This window comes from Bacillus sp. GMs2/2 (genome assembly GCF_050172095.1).
GTDB lineage: Bacteria > Bacillota > Bacilli > Bacillales > Bacillaceae_G > Bacillus_A > Bacillus_A cereus.
Genome location: NZ_JBNLYE010000006.1, coordinates 1 through 17,944, shown reverse-complemented (window position 1 = coordinate 17,944; position 17,944 = coordinate 1). Strand labels below are relative to the sequence as shown.

Below are 17,944 nucleotides of genomic sequence, written 5' to 3'. Positions count from 1 at the left end.
AACCCACAAATGGGAAGGAGGTAAAACACATGGTGATGACAGATCCAATTGCAGACATGCTTACTCGCATCCGTAATGCGAACATGGTACGTCATGAGAAATTAGAGGTTCCTGCTTCTAAAATCAAAAAAGAGATCGCTGAACTTTTAAAACGTGAAGGTTTCATTCGTGATGTAGAATACATCGAGGATAACAAACAAGGTATCCTTCGTATTTTCCTGAAATATGGTGCAAACAATGAACGTGTAATCACTGGATTAAAACGTATCAGTAAACCTGGCTTACGCGTTTACGCTAAAGCTGACGAAGTACCACGTGTACTTAACGGATTAGGTATCGCTCTTGTTTCTACATCTAAGGGAGTAATGACAGACAAAGACGCTCGTCAATTACAAACTGGTGGAGAAGTAGTAGCATACGTTTGGTAATATATATTTAAAACGAACGGAGGTGTGACCACATGTCTCGTATTGGTAAAAAGATTCTTGAAATCCCTGCAGGTGTTACTATTACAGTTGCAGAAGACAATACTGTAACAGTAAAAGGCCCTAAAGGTGAATTAACTCGTACTTTCAATGCTGATATGCTTATCAAAATTGAAGAGAATACATTAACAGTTGAGCGTCCATCTGAACAGAAGGAACACCGTGCATTACACGGTACAACTCGTGCTTTAATCGGAAACATGGTTGAAGGTGTAACTGAAGGTTTCGCACGCGGACTTGAATTAGTCGGTGTTGGTTACCGTGCTCAAAAACAAGGTGATAAACTTGTATTAAGCGTAGGTTATTCTCATCCAGTAGAAATGACTCCGGAAGCAGGTCTTGAAGTTGAAGTACCTGCACCAACTAAGATCGTAATTAAAGGTATCGACAAGCAACGTGTTGGCGAATTCGCTGCTAACATCCGTGCTGTACGTGCTCCTGAGCCTTACAAAGGTAAAGGTATTCGTTACGAAGGCGAAGTTGTTCGTCGTAAAGAAGGTAAAACTGCTAAGTAAACCCGTTAGGTGAGAGAAAGGAGTGACAAGAATGATCACTAAAGCTGATAAAAATGCGACTCGTAAGAAAAGACATGCACGTGTACGTGCTAAACTTACTGGTACTGCAGAGCGTCCACGTTTAAACGTGTTCCGTTCTAACCAACATATTTACGCTCAAGTTATTGATGATGTGAATGGTGTAACGTTAGTAAGTGCATCTACTCTTGATAAAGACCTTGCTCTTAACGGTACTAGCAATATTGAAGCTGCTACGAAAGTTGGAGAATCAGTTGCTAAGCGTGCTGTAGAGAAAGGCGTTAAAGAAGTAGTATTTGATCGCGGTGGTTACTTATACCATGGCCGTGTTAAAGCTCTAGCTGAAGCTGCTCGTGAGGCTGGATTACAATTTTAATGGTCAAAGGAGGGAAAATTGATGCATCGCATTGACCCAAGTAAATTAGAACTTGAAGAACGTGTAGTTACGATAAATCGTGTCGCGAAAGTTGTTAAGGGTGGTCGTCGTTTCCGCTTTGCTGCACTAGTTGTAGTTGGCGATAAAAACGGTCATGTTGGATTCGGTACTGGTAAAGCACAAGAGGTACCAGACGCAATCCGTAAAGCTATCGAAGACGCTAAGAAAAACTTAATCGCTGTACCATTAGTTGGTACAACAATTCCACACACAATCAACGGTCATTTTGGCGCTGGTGAAGTATTCTTAAAACCTGCTGCTGAGGGTACTGGTGTTATTGCTGGTGGACCTGTTCGTGCGGTCCTTGAATTAGCTGGTGTACAAGATATTCTTTCGAAATCTCTTGGTTCTAACACACCAATCAACATGATTCGCGCTACTGTGAACGGATTAAGCGAACTTAAGCGCGCTGAAGATGTTGCAAAATTACGCGGTAAATCTGTAGAAGAGCTACTAGGTTAAGGAGGGAAAACAAATGGCGAAAAAGTTAGAAATTACCCTCACTCGTAGTGTAATTGGTCGTCCACAAGATCAACGTGCGACGGTAGAAGCTTTAGGTCTTAAAAAGTTGAATTCAACTGTAGTTAAGGAAGAAACTCCTGCTATTCTTGGTATGATCAACAAAGTTTCTCACCTTGTAACTGTAAAAGAAGCTTAAGGATAACTCATTAATATAAGGAGGTGCCTGGGAATGAAACTTCATGAATTAAAACCTGCAGAAGGTTCTCGTAAAGTACGTAACCGTGTCGGTCGTGGTATCGGTTCTGGTAACGGTAAAACTGCTGGTAAAGGTCATAAAGGACAAAACGCACGTTCTGGTGGCGGTGTTCGTCTTGGCTTCGAAGGTGGTCAAACTCCATTATTCCGTCGTTTACCAAAACGCGGCTTCACAAACATTAACCGTAAAGAGTTTGCTATTGTAAACTTATCAACGTTAAATCGTTTTGAAGATGGTACAGAAGTAACACCTGAATTATTGCTGGAAACTGGCGTTATCAGCAAGTTAAACGACGGTGTTAAAGTTCTTGCAAGCGGAGCAGTAGAGAAAAAACTAACTGTTAAAGCGCACAAGTTCTCTTCAAGTGCTAAAGAAGCAATTGAAGCAGCTGGCGGATCAGTTGAGGTGATCTAATGTTTCGTACAATCTCCAACTTTATGCGCGTTGCTGAGATAAGACGTAAAATATTATTCACTTTAGCGATGTTAATCGTATTCAGGATTGGCACGTTTATCCCCGTGCCATTTACAAATGGAGACGTACTGAAGGCACAAGATCAATTAAATGCTTTAGGTATTCTAAATACATTTGGCGGTGGAGCCTTGAAAAACTTCTCCATCTTTGCGATGGGAATCATGCCGTATATTACAGCATCCATCATCGTGCAATTATTGCAGATGGATGTTGTTCCTAAATTTTCGGAATGGTCGAAGCAAGGTGAAATGGGCCGTCGTAAATTAACGCAATTCACGCGTTACTTTACAATTGTTCTTGCGTTTATTCAGGGGTTTGGTATGTCAATCGGTTTTAACGGTATGGTAGGTGGACAATTAATTTTGAATCCAGGTTGGAGCACTTATTTATACATTGCTACGGTACTGACTGCTGGTACTGCATTTTTAATGTGGTTAGGTGAACAGATTACAGCTAAAGGTGTAGGTAATGGTATTTCCATCCTTATCTTTGGCGGTATTGCCGCAGCGATCCCAAGTGTTATATCTCAAGTGTATCAGCAACAGTTTCAAAATATCGGAGATCAATTGTTCATGAGTATCGTTAAAGTTGCATTGATTTTACTAGCTGTGCTAGCAGTTATTGTGGGTGTTATTTTCATTCAACAGGCTGTTAGAAAGATCCCAATTCAATATGCGAAGCGTGTAACAGGAGGAAATGGTGGTTATGCTGGAGCACAAAACACACATTTACCGCTTAAGGTAAATAGTGCTGGTGTTATTCCAGTAATTTTTGCTGTTTCATTCTTAATTACGCCTCCGACTATTGCACAGTTCTTCCCGAAACATGATGTATCGCAGTGGATTATTGCAAACTTTAACTATTCTCACCCAGTGGGAATGATCATATATGTTGCGCTCATTGTAGCCTTCACATATTTCTATGCATTTGTTCAGGTTAATCCAGAGCAAATGTCAGAGAATCTAAACAAGCAAGGTGGATATGTTCCAGGTATTCGTCCGGGTAAGAATACGGAACAATATCTAACAAAAATCTTGTATCGTTTGACCTTTGTAGGATCAATTTTCCTAGCAGCGATTGCAATCTTACCAGTTATCTTTACGAAATTGGGAAATCTTCCTCCATCTGCACAGATCGGTGGAACGAGTATGTTAATCGTTGTCGGCGTTGCTTTAGAAACAATGAAGCAGCTAGAAAGCCAACTGGTAAAACGCCATTACAAAGGGTTTATCAAGCAGTGAGTAAGTGGGAAGAATTGTCTTCCCTACATGCTCATGTACTCTGAGGGGGAACAAGGATGAACTTAATTTTAATGGGGCTTCCTGGTGCTGGTAAAGGTACACAAGCCGAACAGATTGTTGCCAAGTATAACATCCCTCACATTTCAACAGGAGACATGTTCCGTGCAGCTATGAAGGCTGAAACTGAAATGGGTCTACAAGCAAAATCTTTTATTGATAAAGGTGCACTTGTTCCAGATGAAGTTACAATCGGAATCGTTCGTGAACGTTTAAGTCAAGACGACTGCGTAAGAGGTTTCTTACTAGACGGTTTCCCACGAACTGTTGCACAAGCATCAGCTCTTGAAGAAATTATGAAAGATCTTGGCAAAAAAATCGACTATGTTTTAAACATTAATGTGGATTCAGGGTTGTTATTAAAACGCCTTACAGGCCGTCGCATTTGTAAAGAGTGCGGTGCGACTTACCACTTAGAATTCAATCCACCAGCAAAAGCTGATGTGTGCGATAAATGTGGTGGCGAATTATATCAACGCTCTGATGACAATGAAGAAACTGTAGCAAATCGTTTAGATGTAAATATTAAGCAAACAAAACCTTTGCTTGATTTCTACGAAGAGCTTGGTTACTTACAAAGCATTAATGGTGAGCAAGATATCAATAAAGTATTTGCTGATATCGATGTTCTCATCGGAGGCTTAGCGTAATGATAATCTGCAAAACTCCTCGCGAGATAGAAATCATGCGAGAAGCTGGCAGGATCGTTGCTTTGACTCATCAAGAGTTGAAACAGCACATTACTCCAGGAATTACAACGAAAGAGCTCGATCAAATAGCGGAAAAGACGATTCAAAAATATGGTGCTACGCCATCTTTTAAAGGATACAACGGATTTCCGGGGAGCATATGTGCTTCTGTAAATGAAGAGCTTGTACACGGAATTCCAGGGAAGCGCAAGCTCAAAGAGGGCGATATCATCAGTATCGATATTGGTGCGAAATACAATGGGTACCATGGAGATTCTGCATGGACGTATCCAGTTGGAAACATTTCTGAATCTGTTCAAAAGCTACTTGATGTCACAGAAAAATCGTTGTATCTTGGTCTAGAACAAGTAAAACCAGGCGAGAGATTATCAAATATCTCACATGCGGTTCAAACCCATGCTGAAGAGAATGGATTCTCGATCGTTAGGGAGTATGTTGGTCACGGAATCGGGCAAGACTTACATGAGGACCCTCAAATCCCGCACTATGGTCCACCAAATAGAGGCCCTAGATTAAAGCCGGGAATGGTCATCTGTGTTGAGCCGATGGTGAATCAAGGAAGACGATATGTAAAAACACTATCTGATGACTGGACAGTGGTAACGGTAGATGGTAAATGGTGTGCCCATTTTGAGCACACGATTGCTCTTACAGAAGCAGGATACGAAATCCTTACCACTTTATAAGTAGCTGGCTCTCCGGGATTTCAGAGCAGTGTAAAATGTTACTGATTTGAAGAAGGGAGAACTATTGAATGGCTAAAGATGATGTAATTGAAGTCGAAGGTACCGTTCTTGAAACGTTGCCAAATGCTATGTTCAAAGTAGAATTAGAGAATGGGCATGTCGTATTGGCTCACGTTTCTGGTAAAATCCGTATGAACTTCATTCGTATTTTACCAGGAGACAAAGTTACGGTAGAATTATCTCCGTACGATTTAAATCGTGGTCGTATTACGTACCGTTTTAAATAATATAGCACTCCGTAATCTTTAAGGAGGTTCGAGACATGAAAGTAAGACCGTCAGTTAAACCAATCTGCGAAAAATGTAAAGTTATTCGTAGACGTGGAAAAGTAATGGTTATTTGTGAAAACCCTAAACATAAACAAAAACAAGGTTAATCAGAAGGAGGTGCATTCGTAATGGCACGTATCGCAGGTGTAGATATTCCTCGAGACAAACGCGTTGTTATTTCTTTAACTTACGTATTCGGCATTGGTCGCACAACTGCTGAAAAAATTCTTGCTGAAGCAGGTATTTCTGAAGAAACACGAGTTCGTGATTTAACGGAAGACGAATTAGGACGTATCCGTGATATCATCGATCGTATTAAAGTTGAGGGAGACCTTCGTCGTGAAGTATCTCTTAACATCAAACGTCTAATGGAGATCGGTTCTTACCGTGGTCTTCGTCACCGTCGTGGTTTACCAGTTCGTGGTCAAAACTCTAAAAACAATGCTCGTACACGTAAAGGTCCACGTCGTACAGTAGCAAATAAAAAGAAATAATAAGTAAAGGAGGTTGAACTAACAATGGCACGTAAAACAAACACTCGTAAAAAACGTGTGAAAAAGAATATTGAAGCTGGTATAGCTCATATTCGTTCTACTTTCAACAACACAATCGTAACACTTACAGATACTCACGGTAACGCACTTTCTTGGTCTAGTGCTGGTGCACTTGGTTTCCGTGGATCTCGTAAATCTACTCCATTCGCTGCGCAAATGGCTGCTGAAACTGCTGCTAAAGCTGCAATGGAACACGGTTTAAAAACTTTAGAGGTTACTGTTAAAGGTCCTGGTGCTGGTCGTGAAGCTGCAATTCGTGCTCTTCAAGCTGCAGGTCTAGAAGTAACAGCAATTAGAGATGTTACTCCAGTTCCTCATAATGGATGTCGTCCACCAAAACGTCGTCGTGTGTAATTTTTCTGTATAGAATTTTCCCTTTTGTCTATAATGGATATGATGCATTATCGAGAAATTTCGTACAGAAACATCGCTTGTTGTGCACAATCGGGAACTGCCTAAGGGGGACTTTCGGTTAGACAGGGGTTATACCTTTGTTTAACCGGGGTTTCGACGTTTTGAAGGAGGGTTTAGTTAATGATTGAAATCGAAAAGCCGAAAATCGAAACGGTTGAACTTAACGAAGATGCTAAATATGGTAAATTCGTAATTGAACCGCTTGAGCGTGGATATGGTACTACTTTGGGTAACTCCTTACGTCGTATTCTTTTATCCTCACTCCCTGGTGCCGCTGTTACTGCTATCCAAATCGATGGCGTATTACATGAATTTTCAACAGTTGAGGGCGTAGTAGAAGACGTTACGACGATCATCTTAAACTTGAAAAAGTTAGCTCTTAAAATCTACTCTGAAGAAGAGAAGACGTTGGAAATTGATGTACAGGGCGAAGGTATTGTCACAGCTGCTGATATTACTCACGATAGTGATGTAGAAATCTTAAATCCAGATTTACACATTGCAACGTTAGCAAAAGATGCGCATTTCCGCGTGCGTTTAACTGCAAAGCGTGGCCGTGGGTATACGCCAGCTGATGCAAATAAAAGCGAAGATCAACCAATAGGAGTAATTCCTATTGATTCTATTTATACTCCAGTATCACGTGTGACTTACCAAGTGGAAAAGACACGTGTCGGACAAGTGGCTAATTATGATAAGCTTACGCTTGATGTATGGACGGATGGAAGCATCGGGCCAAAAGAAGCTATCTCTTTAGGTGCCAAAATCTTAACTGAGCATTTAAATATCTTTGTTGGTTTAACTGATGAAGCACAAAATGCTGAGATTATGGTCGAGAAGGAAGAAGATCAAAAAGAGAAAGTTCTTGAGATGACTATCGAAGAACTAGACCTTTCTGTTCGTTCTTATAATTGCCTAAAACGTGCAGGAATTAATACTGTACAAGAGCTTGCGAACAAAACAGAAGAAGATATGATGAAAGTTCGTAACTTAGGACGTAAATCCTTAGAAGAAGTTAAACATAAACTTGAGGAATTAGGTTTAGGTTTACGTAAAGACGACTGAGGATTTAAACCCATCAACAAAGGAGGGAACTACGAATGGCATACAGAAAATTAGGCCGTACAAGTGCGCAACGTAAAGCTATGTTACGTGATTTAGCTACTGATTTAATTATCAACGAGCGCATCCAAACGACAGAAACTCGTGCAAAAGAACTTCGTTCTGTAGTGGAAAAAATGATCACTTTAGGTAAACGCGGAGATCTTCATGCTCGTCGTCAAGCAGCAGCTTTCATTCGCAATGAAGTAGCTAACGCTGAGACTGGTCAAGATGCACTTCAAAAACTATTCGCTGATGTAGCTCCACGCTATGCTGAGCGCCAAGGCGGATACACTCGTATTGCAAAAATTGGTCCACGTCGCGGAGACGCAGCACCAATGGTAATTATCGAGTTAGTATAATGATAATTAAAAGGGCAGGACAGTTCTTTTCAAGAAACTGGTCATGGCCCTTTTTTTTAAATATAAAAATAGGCTAACTGTGCGAAGGAAAGGGTGCCTTCTATTGAAAAAAGAGAAACTTCGGATAGAAAATATATCATTTCAATATCCTGGGGCAGCCACTTATGCATTAAAAGATGTTTCATTTTCCTTATATGAGGGAGAGTGGGTATCTATTATTGGACAAAACGGTTCAGGAAAGTCTACACTTGCAAAATTATTGAATGGTTTGTTTTTGCCAGAAGCAGGGACTATTACAGTAAATGATACAATGGTTTTATCAGAGGAAACGGTATGGGATGTTCGAAAACAAATTGGAATGGTATTTCAAAATCCAGATAATCAATTTGTTGGAACAACAGTGCAAGATGATGTTGTATTTGGCTTAGAGAATATCGGAATGCCAAGAGAACAAATGATTGAAAGATTAGAACAGGCCTTGCGACTTGTCCGTATGGAAGATTTTCTTAATGATGAGCCTCATTCCTTATCTGGTGGGCAAAAGCAGCGAGTGGCAATAGCAGGCGTTTTAGCACTTCAACCATCTATTTTAATATTAGATGAAGCAACGTCAATGTTAGACCCTCAAGGGAGACGTGAAGTAGTAGAAACGGTTAGACAACTTGTTACTCAAAAAGGTATTACCGTGTTATCGATTACGCACGATTTAGAAGAAGCGGCACAGTCAGATCGTGTCATTATTTTAAATAAGGGAGAAATATTAGAGGAAGGGACTCCAGAAAAAATTTTCAAATCCTCTCATATGCTCCAAGAAATTGGCTTAGATGTACCGTTTTCAGTGAAAATAGCAGAATTATTAAAAAGAAATGAAATTCTCTTGCAAAATACGCATCTTACAATGGAAAGCTTGGTGAACGAACTTTGGAGATTACATTCCAAAAAGTAGAGCATCGTTATCAATATAAAACTCCATTTGAAAGACGCGCACTTTATGATGTAGATGTGTCGTTTCCAAGTGGGGGCTATTATGCCATTATTGGTCATACTGGTTCAGGTAAGTCAACGATGATTCAACATTTAAATGGTTTATTGCAGCCGACAAATGGTACAGTTCAAATTGGTGAACATTTGATTTCGGCAGGAAAGAAAGAAAAAAAGTTAAAGCCACTACGTAAAAAAGTAGGGGTTGTCTTTCAATTCCCAGAACATCAGTTGTTTGAAGAGACTGTGGAGAAAGATATTTGTTTCGGCCCTACTAATTTTGGAGTATCTGTAGACGAAGCAAGGCAAAAGGCTAGAAAGGCAATTGAACTTGTAGGGCTAGAACCGGAACTGTTAACACGTTCTCCGTTCGAATTAAGTGGTGGACAAATGAGACGTGTTGCTATAGCGGGTGTACTGGCGATGGAACCTGAAGTGCTTGTATTAGATGAACCTACAGCAGGACTAGATCCAAAAGGGCAGAACGAACTTATGGAGATGTTTTATAAGCTGCACAAGGAGAAAGGTCTTACAGTTATCCTTGTAACGCATAATATGGAGGATGCTGCTCAGTATGCGGAGCAGATTGTAGTTATGCATAAAGGAACGGTCTTTTTGCAAGGAAGTGCAGAGGAAGTATTTTCACATGCCGATGAACTAGAGAAAATTGGTGTGGATCTTCCTATGTCATTAAAGTATAAACGTGCAATTGAAGAGAAGTTTGGTATTTCAATTCCAAAGGCTACCTTATCTTTAGAGGATCTTACTCATGAAGTTGTGCAGGTGTTACGAAAAGGTGGTCATGAATCATGCAGCAGTTGATTATTGGGAGATATATCCCGGGGAATTCACTTATTCATCAACTTGATCCACGTACGAAGCTGCTGATTGTCTTTTTATATGTATTTGTTGTTTTCTTAGCAAATAATGCGATTTCATATGGATTTTTATTTTTATATGCACTCATTGCTTTATTTTTTGCAAAAGTGCCGATTCGTTATGTACTTTCGGGCTTAAAACCAATTTTATGGATTTTTCTTTTTACATTTTTCCTGCATATTTTTACAAATAAGGAGGGGGATGTACTATTCCAGCTTGGTTGGTTTTCGATATATGAAAAAGGATTAGAGCAAGGGATATACATTTCTGTACGATTCTTCGTTATTATTTTAATGACGACATTATTAACGTTAACGACGACACCTATTGAAATTACAGATGGTTTGGAGACGTTATTAAAGCCGTTGAAGCGTATAAAGGTTCCTGTTCATGAAATCGCATTAATGATGTCAATTTCTCTTCGTTTTATCCCGACATTAATGGATGAAACGAGTAAAATAATGAAAGCACAAGCGTCACGTGGTATTGATTTTGCCGGGGGACCGATAAAAGATAGAATGAAAGCTATTATTTCACTGCTCGTTCCTCTGTTTATCAGTGCTTTTAAGCGTGCAGAGGACTTAGCCATTGCGATGGAAGCTCGTGGATATCAAAGTGGTGAAGGACGTACTAAATTTAGGCAACTACGCTGGAAAACAAGCGATACAGTAACGATTGTCAGCTTATTTTGTTTAGCTTGTATTTTGGCATGGGTGCGATCGTAATGGAGAATAGAGAAATGGATAGAATAAAATGTACGGTTGCATATGATGGCATGCATTTTTGTGGTTATCAAATTCAGCCGAACCATCGTACTGTTCAACAGGAGATAGAAAAAGCATTGCAGAAATTGCATAAGGGAGAACTTGTTCGTGTTCAGGCATCTGGTAGAACAGATTCTACAGTTCATGCAAAAGGACAAGTAATACACTTTGATACTCCTTTGTCTCTTGAAGAGTGGCAATGGATTAATGCTTTAAACACAATGTTGCCAGATGATATTGTTATTAGGCAAGTAGAGAAAAAAACAGAAGAATTTCATGCACGTTACGGTGTTGAGAAAAAAGAATATCGTTATCGTGTATTATTATCAAAGACTGCGGATGTATTCCGTAGAAATTACGTATATCAATATCCATACCCGCTCGAAATCAACTCTATAAGAAAAGCAATTCCTTATTTTATTGGAACACATGATTTCACTTCTTTTTGTTCGGCAAAAACTGACAAAAAAGATAAAGTGCGAACAATTTATGAAATCGAGTTAATTGAACAAAATGATGAAATAATTTTTCGTTTTGTAGGTAATGGATTTTTATATAATATGGTCAGAATTATTGTTGGTACGTTACTTAGCGTAGGGCAAGGAAAGCTTGATCCTGATAGCATTCCAGAGATTTTAGCGAAACAAAATCGTCAGTTTGCTGGAAAGATGGCTCCAGGTCATGGGCTTTACTTATGGGAGGTAAACTATAACAACTAATCCTGGTGTAACATTTGCTTGACATTAGAAACTCAAAAGTATATCATAACATATGGTATTGTTTCTAAAACCACGATTAGCCCCGGAAGGAAATCGTGTTTAAGATAAACAATAGATTTTTTCTATGGAAAAGATAACGAGGAGGGAAACACATGCGTACGACTTTTATGGCAAAAGCTAACGAAGTTGAGCGTAAATGGTATGTGGTTGATGCTGAAGGTCAAACTTTAGGTCGCCTTGCTAGTGAAGTAGCATCCATTTTACGTGGTAAAAACAAACCTACATTTACACCACACGTTGACACGGGTGATCATGTAATTATTATTAACGCTGAGAAAATTCATTTAACAGGTAATAAATTAAACGATAAAATTTACTACCGTCACACTAACCACCCAGGTGGACTTAAGCAAAGAACAGCTCTTGAAATGCGTACAAACTACCCTGTACAAATGTTAGAGCTTGCAATTAAAGGCATGCTTCCAAAAGGACGCTTAGGCCGTCAAGTTTCTAAGAAACTTAACGTGTATGCTGGAGCAGAGCATCCACACCAAGCACAAAAACCAGAAGTTTACGAACTTCGCGGATAATTAATTAAAGGAGGGCTTACTTTGGCACAGGTTCAATACTATGGCACTGGACGTCGTAAGAGTTCAGTAGCGCGCGTACGCCTAGTTCCAGGCGAAGGACGCGTTATCATTAACGGTCGTGATTTTGAAAACTATATCCCATTTGCTGCATTACGTGAAGTAGTGAAACAACCTCTAGTTGCAACAGAAACTTTAGGTAACTACGATGTACTTGTAAACGTAAATGGTGGTGGATACACTGGTCAAGCTGGTGCTATTCGTCACGGTATTTCTCGCGCTTTATTAAAAGCTGATCCAGAATACCGTCTAACACTAAAACGTGCAGGTCTATTAACTCGTGACGCACGTATGAAAGAGCGTAAAAAATACGGTCTTAAAGGCGCACGTCGTGCACCTCAGTTCTCAAAACGTTAATTTTTGCGAACTACAAACCCCAACCATTTTGGTTGGGGTTTTTTTATGTTTCATTCCTCTTTTGCAATTTTTATAGCTTGGAATATTTTAGTGCTACCGCCACGCGTATGCTTCTTCTTTAGAAGTTTAGACTAATACGTATTAGGGAGGTTTATAAGTACTATGAATGTCATTGTCAGCTTACAAGAAAAACAAAAAGAAAAGCAGTTAAAATACGAGCGGAAGATGTTGCGGGAATTATCATTAAAAACATTGCGTTCAAATATTCGTGATGCCTTTCAAATGCAAGAGCTTCATCGTCAGTATGAAGATTACTGTATTGAATTAGGGATAGAATCTTATTTATTAGGAGCGAGATACAGTAAATTTGGTTATTATGGTGAATCGTTTTTTGATGTGAAATATAGAGCTTTAGAAGAAGAACAACAATTAACTGAAACGCTATTTCAATTTTTAACGAGTATGACTATGCGAGAAATAAAGTTGAAAGATGAGGAATTACTTTTTGAATCTTGTCAGCAGTTTATAGGATTGTGGTGGCAAGAAGGGTATGAAAAAGGTGAAAGAAGATATCGATTAAAGCTTCATTAAGACAAGCATAAACTTTCCTCTTGTCCCATATAAGTAATTAGAGGGACTAGCTGGAGGAGGAAAGGTATGAAGAGAATTCGAATTATCTCTTTTGCACTCGCTGCGGTTGTATTGTTTTTTTTAGTCAAACAAGAATTTCAAATTACAAAATCGTGGCGTGCTTGGAATTTACCCTTATCAGGGAAAGTAATCGTATTAGATGCTGGGCATGGTGGACCAGATGGAGGGGCTGTTGGTGGAAAGGATATTATAGAAAAGGATATTACGCTTGAAATTACAAAAAAGGTACAAGACTATTTACAAGAACAAGGTGCACTAGTTATTTTAACGCGTGAGGGAGATTATGATTTAGCTAACAAAGATACAAAGTCATATAGCAGACGTAAAGCAGAGGATTTAAAAAAACGTGTAGAAATCATCAATAAACCTGATGTAGACTTTTTTGCAAGTATTCATTTAAATGCTTTAACTAGTAGTGGATCGAAAGGCGCACAAACGTTCTATTACCGCTCTTCAATTGAAAATGAACGTGCTGCAAAATTTATACAGGCTGAATTGAGAACAAGTTTAGAGAATACGAATCGTTCTGCTAAGACTATTTCGCATGTGTATTTATTAAAGTATTCTAAAACACCAGGTGCTTTAATTGAAGCTGGCTTTTTATCGAATGTGAACGAAAGGTATATGTTAAATTCGGAGAAATATCAGCAAAAGGTAGCAGCTGCAATATACCGTGGTATACTACGGTATTTCACGGAAAAAGGAAATCCTCCAGAATAAGGAGGATTTTTTTGAGCTTCTCTCGTTAACGAAGTTTTCGGAAAATATGTTATACTGGAAATGTAAACGCATTTATTTCAAGAATAAGCAGAGATAAATTCAATTAACATTACGTTATTTTTCATACAGGGGGCTGGGCTAATTATGGTAACGAAAGAGCAAGTGGTTGAAGCGTTAGAAGGGATTGTAGATCCGTTTTTACATAAAACATTAAAAGAAACAAGTGCAATTAAAGAGGTAACAGTCAAGCCAGAGAAGGAACATGTGAGTGTCAAAATTGCAATCGTAAAAACCGGTACAGCGGAACAAATGCAGTTGCAGTCTGGAATTGTAAAGTTAGTAAAAGAACTTGGGGCAGCAACAGTTGGACTTCGTTTTGCAGAATTTACAGAAGAGGAATTAGCTCAGTTTGCGCCGGAACAAGAAGAAGAGCAAAGTGAATCTTTATTGTCACCTAATTCAAAAACAACATTCTTAGCAGTAGCGAGTGGAAAAGGTGGCGTGGGAAAATCAACTGTTTCCGTTAACCTTGCAGTTGCTTTAGCTCGTTTAGGAAAAAAGGTTGGTATTATTGATGCGGACATTTACGGTTTTAGTGTGCCAGACATGATGGGGATAGAAAAACGTCCTATCGTAAGAGGTGACAAGATAATTCCGGTGGAACGTTTAGGTGTAAAGGTAATCTCAATGGGCTTCTTTGTAGAGGATAATGCACCAGTTATTTGGAGAGGACCTATGCTTGGGAAAATGTTAAACCACTTCTTCACAGAAGTAGAATGGGGCGATTTAGATTATTTAGTACTAGATTTGCCACCAGGCACAGGTGATGTTGCGTTAGATGTGCACTCAATGTTGCCATCTTGCAAAGAGATTATTGTAACGACGCCTCATCCAACAGCTGCGTTTGTAGCAGCGCGTGCTGGAGCGATGGCATTGCGCACTGAACATAGTATTCTTGGTGTTGTTGAGAATATGGCATATTTTGAAAGTAAGGTAACTGGTGAGAAAGAATATGTATTTGGAAAAGGCGGGGGAGATAAGTTAGCTACCGAATTACAAACAAATGTTCTTGGGCGTATTCCACTACAACAACCCGATTGGAATAAAGAAGACTTTGCTCCTTCAGTATATGAAGATACACATACAACGGGCATTATTTATAGTAAAATAGCTGAAACAGTAATTGATAAAACAGCTGTTACACAAAAATAAAGTGAAACTTTAATCAGTGGGGTTTACCTGTTACTGACAACAATAAGGCTGTAAACCTTTCGCTTAACTAGAGGGGTCCATTTTGTCTATTAATAGCAAGATAAAGTAATAACGAGTGAACAATGTATACATTGTTCACTCGTTATTATAGTTATTATTTTTTACTGTTCTTCCTTCTTCTCGTCTTGAGAACCACCGTCACCGCCTGTTTCTTTCTTACCGGATCCGCCTTTTTCAGCTTTTTGCACACCTTTACTAATGATATCAATCATCTTGGCTTGGAAGAGTGGACTTTCAGCAGTTTCTGTTAGTACTTGTTGTAGATATTGACGGTATTCTTTACTCTTCATTGTTTGTAACATCATTTTTTCTACTTCAGGATTTTTCATAATTTCTATAACGCCTGCTTGGTATTCAGGGTCTTTTAGTAAGGTTTTCATTAATTGAGTTTGTTCTTTCCCCATACTTTTAGCAAACTTTGATGAGAACTCAGGATCTTTAAAGAGCTTTTCCCAGAATTGTTGCCCTTTATCGGATACCATGGCATCTTCAATCGTTTTCTTTACTACTGTTTCATCTAGTATGAGTGCTTGTTTCATTTTTTCATCAGTTAATACATCTTGAATAGCTTTCTTACCTTGATCTGTTTTTAAAATATCAACAATCATTTTCTTTGTTTGATCGTAATCTAGTTCGGATTTCGTTTCTTTTCCTTGTGCGCATGCTGCAAGTGCGATAAGTAGAAAAGAAGAAACGAAAATGAATAGCATCCGTTTCATAAGTTGGAACTCCTTTCAGCACAGTTCTCTCTTTTTAATATAAATATCTTTAAGGAATTTATACATGAACATGGCTAGCTTTTTGAAATTGTCATTGATACAATTTAATTAGAAATATAAGGATAATGGGGGATGTGTTGTGAATAGCCGCAAGTGGGTACGACTATTTTTAACGACGTTGTTTCTTGGTGGAATTAGCACAGTTATTATTGGTTTTGTTTTGGAGTGGGACAAGTACAATAAATTTTTTCAAAATTTCGACGGTAAGGAGATTTTAGCAGTATCTTTCTGGCTGATGGGTGTAGGATTTATTTTTAGTGTTATAAGTCAAATGGGATTCTTTGCATATTTAACAATCCACCGTTTTGGACTAGGGATGTTCCGCTCATCTTCTTTATGGAATGCAGTCCAGCTCTTCTTTATTGCATTCGTATTATTTGATTTTGTGTATTTAAGATCTGTACTTATTGCAAATGGGGAAGTCTCGTTAGGGAATAACATACTTGTTGCTGGAATATTATTTGTGTTTGGAGCAATTGTTGCTTATGTAAAAAGCAAAGAAACAAATAAAAAAGCATTTGTGCCAGCTCTGTTCTTTATGGTTGTTGTAACGATCCTTGAATGGGTACCGGCGCTTCGGATTAATGATACAGATTGGTTATATTTAATGGTTATACCGCTATTGTTATGTAATGCATATCAATTACTTGTATTACATCGTTTAATCGGAAAAACAAGTAAATCAGCTTAATAGAGAGATTTTATACACCAGCAGTTATAATGCTGGAAATGGTATGATTAAAAAAGCTCTACCACCTTCTTGAAAGGTAGTAGAGCTTTTTATGCGTGAAGAGTGGTAGGGAAGAAGCTACTTCACATCTTCACTTTTCGTACTTGTGTTGGAAATAAGTTGTGATACGGATATTTGCTCATATCCATCACTTTTTATTTTTTGCAGGAGCAGCGGTAAAGCTCTATTTGTTTGAAGGGCAGAATCGGATGCGTGTAATAAGACGATATCTCCACCTTTCAAATTATTAGAGACAGTGGAAACGATGTTATTTACACCTGGGTTTTTCCAATCGTTTGAATTATTACTCCAATGCACGACGGTGTATCCAAGTGATTCTGCGATTTTAAGGGTTGCTTTGTTAAATTCGCCACTAGGTGGACGTAACAGCTTGACTTGTTTTACACCAAGTTTCGTAAAAACATCTTGTGCTCGTAAAAGGTCTCGTCTTATTTCATTTGTCTCTAGAGAAGTGTAGGATGTGTAATTGTACCCCATACTACCGATTTCGTGTCCGTCTTTCATGATTCGCTCTACAATATCGGGGTGTCTTTCGGCCCATGCAGCAGAAAGGAAGAATGTTGCATTCTTAATTTCTCTTTCTTTAAGAGTATCTAGGATTGGAATTGCTTTTTTGTCTCCCCAACTAATATCAAACGTAAATGCAACTTGCTTTTTAGCGGTGTCTCCTTTGTAAATTACTTTAGGGCCTGTAGCAGTTGAAAAAGCAGATTCATGTGAATATGTTTTTAAAAAGAGTAGCCATGCTGTAAATAAGGACAGTATCACTATTAAGCTAATGTGTTTAAAATTTCTCTTACTCGTAATAAAAAAGAAAAACATAATATTACGCCCCTTTGTCCAATCCTTTTCAGTTACATATATGCTGTAAATATAAAAAAGAGAACAAAGGATTAATATCGTAAGTAGTGGATATAATGGATGATAGGATTGTGATAATTGAAAATGAGCGGAACGTTTATTGTTGCGTAAGGAATTATTGAGGTGATTGTTTGCTTGGGCTGATGTTGACAAAAGAAGAGAGAAAAGAAATGGAATACATATTGAAGAGAGAATTAGAGGAACTTTTATTTGATTTTGAAGATGAGCGTATTCATGAAGTTGTAAAAAAAGCCATGGAAGAAAGATATAAAATCATTTTCTGTTTATTCCGGAGAGTAGCTAACACAGAAGAATGTATTCGTTATGTAAGAAAAAGAATTTTTTATTAAAAAGTGTTGACGTTAACGGTTTGTATATGGTAAATTAATAACCGTCGCTGATGCGGAAACGCAGAAAACGACAAAAAGAAATTGAAAAACTTAGTTGACATCGAAAAACGAAA

At 38.5% G+C, this 17,944-nt stretch carries 28 protein-coding genes; 26 read left to right on the top strand and 2 right to left on the bottom strand.

All coding sequences use genetic code 11. From position 1 onward, the window contains the following. The first annotated feature begins 29 nt into the window (after positions 1-29). From rpsH to ACQGS6_RS01990, 24 genes are all read left to right on the top strand, one after another. Positions 30-428 (top strand): 30S ribosomal protein S8, encoded by a 399-nt coding sequence (gene rpsH, locus ACQGS6_RS02105; protein WP_000245511.1) that lies wholly within the window; start codon positions 30-32, stop codon positions 426-428. Between the two features lie 32 nt (positions 429-460). After that, the gene (gene rplF / locus ACQGS6_RS02100; RefSeq protein ID WP_000086558.1) at positions 461-1,000 is read left to right on the top strand and encodes a 50S ribosomal protein L6; all 540 of its coding nucleotides are present in this window, start codon (positions 461-463) and stop codon (positions 998-1,000) included. 31 nt (positions 1,001-1,031) lie between these two features. Continuing rightward, a complete protein-coding gene (gene rplR / locus ACQGS6_RS02095) occupies positions 1,032-1,394 on the top strand; it encodes a 50S ribosomal protein L18 (RefSeq protein ID WP_000628816.1) in 363 nt (120 codons plus the stop codon). A gap of 21 nt (positions 1,395-1,415) precedes the next feature. Then, complete coding sequence (gene rpsE / locus ACQGS6_RS02090) at positions 1,416-1,916, top strand: 30S ribosomal protein S5 (RefSeq protein WP_000554646.1); 501 nt, start codon at positions 1,416-1,418, stop codon at positions 1,914-1,916. 13 nt (positions 1,917-1,929) lie between these two features. Beyond that, positions 1,930-2,112, top strand: a complete 183-nt coding sequence (gene rpmD / locus ACQGS6_RS02085) for a 50S ribosomal protein L30 (protein WP_001085234.1) — start codon at positions 1,930-1,932, stop codon at positions 2,110-2,112. 33 nt (positions 2,113-2,145) lie between these two features. After that, complete coding sequence (gene rplO / locus ACQGS6_RS02080; protein ID WP_000766081.1) at positions 2,146-2,586, top strand: 50S ribosomal protein L15; 441 nt, start codon at positions 2,146-2,148, stop codon at positions 2,584-2,586. Next, on the top strand, positions 2,586-3,887 hold the full coding sequence (secY, locus tag ACQGS6_RS02075) for a preprotein translocase subunit SecY (RefSeq protein WP_000490117.1): 1,302 nt from the start codon (positions 2,586-2,588) through the stop codon (positions 3,885-3,887). Before rplO ends, secY begins: the two co-directional genes overlap by 1 nt. 56 nt (positions 3,888-3,943) lie before the next feature. Beyond that, positions 3,944-4,594, top strand: a complete 651-nt coding sequence (locus ACQGS6_RS02070) for an adenylate kinase (RefSeq protein ID WP_001048989.1) — start codon at positions 3,944-3,946, stop codon at positions 4,592-4,594. Continuing rightward, positions 4,594-5,340: a type I methionyl aminopeptidase gene (gene map / locus ACQGS6_RS02065; RefSeq protein WP_000582539.1), complete on the top strand. Its 747-nt coding sequence runs from the start codon at positions 4,594-4,596 to the stop codon at positions 5,338-5,340. Before ACQGS6_RS02070 ends, map begins: the two co-directional genes overlap by 1 nt. Before the next feature lie 68 nt (positions 5,341-5,408). Next, positions 5,409-5,627, top strand: a complete 219-nt coding sequence (gene infA, locus ACQGS6_RS02060; protein WP_001029884.1) for a translation initiation factor IF-1 — start codon at positions 5,409-5,411, stop codon at positions 5,625-5,627. A gap of 35 nt (positions 5,628-5,662) precedes the next feature. Next, the gene (gene rpmJ, locus ACQGS6_RS02055; RefSeq protein WP_000868344.1) at positions 5,663-5,776 is read left to right on the top strand and encodes a 50S ribosomal protein L36; all 114 of its coding nucleotides are present in this window, start codon (positions 5,663-5,665) and stop codon (positions 5,774-5,776) included. Between the two features lie 21 nt (positions 5,777-5,797). After that, on the top strand, positions 5,798-6,163 hold the full coding sequence (gene rpsM / locus ACQGS6_RS02050) for a 30S ribosomal protein S13 (protein ID WP_000090788.1): 366 nt from the start codon (positions 5,798-5,800) through the stop codon (positions 6,161-6,163). 24 nt (positions 6,164-6,187) lie between these two features. After that, a complete protein-coding gene (gene rpsK / locus ACQGS6_RS02045; RefSeq protein WP_000101798.1) occupies positions 6,188-6,577 on the top strand; it encodes a 30S ribosomal protein S11 in 390 nt (129 codons plus the stop codon). A gap of 180 nt (positions 6,578-6,757) precedes the next feature. After that, the gene (locus ACQGS6_RS02040) at positions 6,758-7,702 is read left to right on the top strand and encodes a DNA-directed RNA polymerase subunit alpha (protein ID WP_000569643.1); all 945 of its coding nucleotides are present in this window, start codon (positions 6,758-6,760) and stop codon (positions 7,700-7,702) included. A 35-nt stretch (positions 7,703-7,737) separates the two neighbouring features. After that, positions 7,738-8,100, top strand: coding sequence for a 50S ribosomal protein L17 (gene rplQ, locus ACQGS6_RS02035; RefSeq protein WP_000331490.1), 363 nt, complete (start codon positions 7,738-7,740; stop codon positions 8,098-8,100). A 103-nt stretch (positions 8,101-8,203) separates the two neighbouring features. After that, a complete protein-coding gene (locus ACQGS6_RS02030) occupies positions 8,204-9,046 on the top strand; it encodes an energy-coupling factor ABC transporter ATP-binding protein (protein WP_000711759.1) in 843 nt (280 codons plus the stop codon). Further along, a complete protein-coding gene (locus ACQGS6_RS02025; protein ID WP_000406535.1) occupies positions 9,022-9,903 on the top strand; it encodes an energy-coupling factor ABC transporter ATP-binding protein in 882 nt (293 codons plus the stop codon). Before ACQGS6_RS02030 ends, ACQGS6_RS02025 begins: the two co-directional genes overlap by 25 nt. Next, positions 9,891-10,685 carry an energy-coupling factor transporter transmembrane component T family protein gene (locus ACQGS6_RS02020; protein WP_001186526.1) on the top strand — a complete coding sequence of 265 codons (795 nt, stop codon included), beginning with the start codon at positions 9,891-9,893 and terminating at the stop codon, positions 10,683-10,685. The genes ACQGS6_RS02025 and ACQGS6_RS02020 overlap by 13 nt, the downstream gene beginning before the upstream one ends. A 14-nt stretch (positions 10,686-10,699) precedes the next feature. After that, positions 10,700-11,443 carry a tRNA pseudouridine(38-40) synthase TruA gene (gene truA, locus ACQGS6_RS02015; RefSeq protein WP_002098927.1) on the top strand — a complete coding sequence of 248 codons (744 nt, stop codon included), beginning with the start codon at positions 10,700-10,702 and terminating at the stop codon, positions 11,441-11,443. Positions 11,444-11,595: 152 nt separating this feature from the next. Beyond that, on the top strand, positions 11,596-12,033 hold the full coding sequence (gene rplM, locus ACQGS6_RS02010; protein ID WP_001260793.1) for a 50S ribosomal protein L13: 438 nt from the start codon (positions 11,596-11,598) through the stop codon (positions 12,031-12,033). Between the two features lie 21 nt (positions 12,034-12,054). Next, positions 12,055-12,447, top strand: coding sequence for a 30S ribosomal protein S9 (gene rpsI / locus ACQGS6_RS02005; RefSeq protein ID WP_000079986.1), 393 nt, complete (start codon positions 12,055-12,057; stop codon positions 12,445-12,447). Between the two features lie 162 nt (positions 12,448-12,609). Beyond that, entirely contained in the window at positions 12,610-13,038 is a 429-nt protein-coding gene (locus tag ACQGS6_RS02000) for a DUF2521 family protein (RefSeq protein ID WP_001101005.1), read from the top strand. 66 nt (positions 13,039-13,104) lie between these two features. Continuing rightward, the gene (gene cwlD, locus ACQGS6_RS01995; protein ID WP_000822439.1) at positions 13,105-13,818 is read left to right on the top strand and encodes an N-acetylmuramoyl-L-alanine amidase CwlD; all 714 of its coding nucleotides are present in this window, start codon (positions 13,105-13,107) and stop codon (positions 13,816-13,818) included. Positions 13,819-13,962: 144 nt separating this feature from the next. After that, entirely contained in the window at positions 13,963-15,030 is a 1,068-nt protein-coding gene (locus ACQGS6_RS01990; RefSeq protein WP_000256628.1) for an Mrp/NBP35 family ATP-binding protein, read from the top strand. A gap of 161 nt (positions 15,031-15,191) precedes the next feature. Here ACQGS6_RS01990 and gerD read toward each other — a convergent pair whose 3' ends face one another. Continuing rightward, positions 15,192-15,809 carry a spore germination lipoprotein GerD gene (gerD, locus tag ACQGS6_RS01985; RefSeq protein ID WP_074625141.1) on the bottom strand — a complete coding sequence of 206 codons (618 nt, stop codon included), beginning with the start codon at positions 15,807-15,809 and terminating at the stop codon, positions 15,192-15,194. 139 nt (positions 15,810-15,948) lie between these two features. On the opposite strand from gerD, the gene kbaA reads away from it, so the two are divergent. Further along, positions 15,949-16,560 carry a KinB signaling pathway activation protein KbaA gene (gene kbaA / locus ACQGS6_RS01980; RefSeq protein WP_001088526.1) on the top strand — a complete coding sequence of 204 codons (612 nt, stop codon included), beginning with the start codon at positions 15,949-15,951 and terminating at the stop codon, positions 16,558-16,560. Between the two features lie 117 nt (positions 16,561-16,677). On the opposite strand, the gene pdaB is transcribed toward kbaA, so the two are convergent. After that, entirely contained in the window at positions 16,678-17,442 is a 765-nt protein-coding gene (gene pdaB / locus ACQGS6_RS01975) for a polysaccharide deacetylase family sporulation protein PdaB (RefSeq protein WP_000464705.1), read from the bottom strand. Between the two features lie 170 nt (positions 17,443-17,612). Here pdaB and ACQGS6_RS01970 point away from each other — a divergent pair, with 170 nt between their 5' ends. Then, positions 17,613-17,831 carry a hypothetical protein gene (locus tag ACQGS6_RS01970; protein ID WP_000901147.1) on the top strand — a complete coding sequence of 73 codons (219 nt, stop codon included), beginning with the start codon at positions 17,613-17,615 and terminating at the stop codon, positions 17,829-17,831. Positions 17,832-17,944: the final 113 nt, after the last annotated feature.

Bases quoted from the DNA above. Each gene is read 5' to 3' on its own strand.
- rplO (WP_000766081.1), top strand. From the start codon at position 2,146: ATGAAACTTCATGAATTAAAACCTGCAGAAGGTTCTCGTAAAGTACGT.
- pdaB (WP_000464705.1), bottom strand. From the start codon at position 17,442: ATGTTTTTCTTTTTTATTACGAGTAAGAGAAATTTTAAACACATTAGC.
- ACQGS6_RS02000 (WP_001101005.1), top strand. From the start codon at position 12,610: ATGAATGTCATTGTCAGCTTACAAGAAAAACAAAAAGAAAAGCAGTTA.
- ACQGS6_RS02070 (WP_001048989.1), top strand. From the start codon at position 3,944: ATGAACTTAATTTTAATGGGGCTTCCTGGTGCTGGTAAAGGTACACAA.
- rpmJ (WP_000868344.1), top strand. From the start codon at position 5,663: ATGAAAGTAAGACCGTCAGTTAAACCAATCTGCGAAAAATGTAAAGTT.
- rpsK (WP_000101798.1), top strand. From the start codon at position 6,188: ATGGCACGTAAAACAAACACTCGTAAAAAACGTGTGAAAAAGAATATT.
- cwlD (WP_000822439.1), top strand. From the start codon at position 13,105: ATGAAGAGAATTCGAATTATCTCTTTTGCACTCGCTGCGGTTGTATTG.
- map (WP_000582539.1), top strand. From the start codon at position 4,594: ATGATAATCTGCAAAACTCCTCGCGAGATAGAAATCATGCGAGAAGCT.
- rplF (WP_000086558.1), top strand. From the start codon at position 461: ATGTCTCGTATTGGTAAAAAGATTCTTGAAATCCCTGCAGGTGTTACT.
- ACQGS6_RS01990 (WP_000256628.1), top strand. From the start codon at position 13,963: ATGGTAACGAAAGAGCAAGTGGTTGAAGCGTTAGAAGGGATTGTAGAT.
- rpmD (WP_001085234.1), top strand. From the start codon at position 1,930: ATGGCGAAAAAGTTAGAAATTACCCTCACTCGTAGTGTAATTGGTCGT.
- secY (WP_000490117.1), top strand. From the start codon at position 2,586: ATGTTTCGTACAATCTCCAACTTTATGCGCGTTGCTGAGATAAGACGT.
- infA (WP_001029884.1), top strand. From the start codon at position 5,409: ATGGCTAAAGATGATGTAATTGAAGTCGAAGGTACCGTTCTTGAAACG.
- rplR (WP_000628816.1), top strand. From the start codon at position 1,032: ATGATCACTAAAGCTGATAAAAATGCGACTCGTAAGAAAAGACATGCA.
- rplM (WP_001260793.1), top strand. From the start codon at position 11,596: ATGCGTACGACTTTTATGGCAAAAGCTAACGAAGTTGAGCGTAAATGG.
- ACQGS6_RS02040 (WP_000569643.1), top strand. From the start codon at position 6,758: ATGATTGAAATCGAAAAGCCGAAAATCGAAACGGTTGAACTTAACGAA.
- rpsH (WP_000245511.1), top strand. From the start codon at position 30: ATGGTGATGACAGATCCAATTGCAGACATGCTTACTCGCATCCGTAAT.
- ACQGS6_RS02020 (WP_001186526.1), top strand. From the start codon at position 9,891: ATGCAGCAGTTGATTATTGGGAGATATATCCCGGGGAATTCACTTATT.
- truA (WP_002098927.1), top strand. From the start codon at position 10,700: ATGGATAGAATAAAATGTACGGTTGCATATGATGGCATGCATTTTTGT.
- rpsM (WP_000090788.1), top strand. From the start codon at position 5,798: ATGGCACGTATCGCAGGTGTAGATATTCCTCGAGACAAACGCGTTGTT.
- rplQ (WP_000331490.1), top strand. From the start codon at position 7,738: ATGGCATACAGAAAATTAGGCCGTACAAGTGCGCAACGTAAAGCTATG.
- rpsE (WP_000554646.1), top strand. From the start codon at position 1,416: ATGCATCGCATTGACCCAAGTAAATTAGAACTTGAAGAACGTGTAGTT.
- gerD (WP_074625141.1), bottom strand. From the start codon at position 15,809: ATGAAACGGATGCTATTCATTTTCGTTTCTTCTTTTCTACTTATCGCA.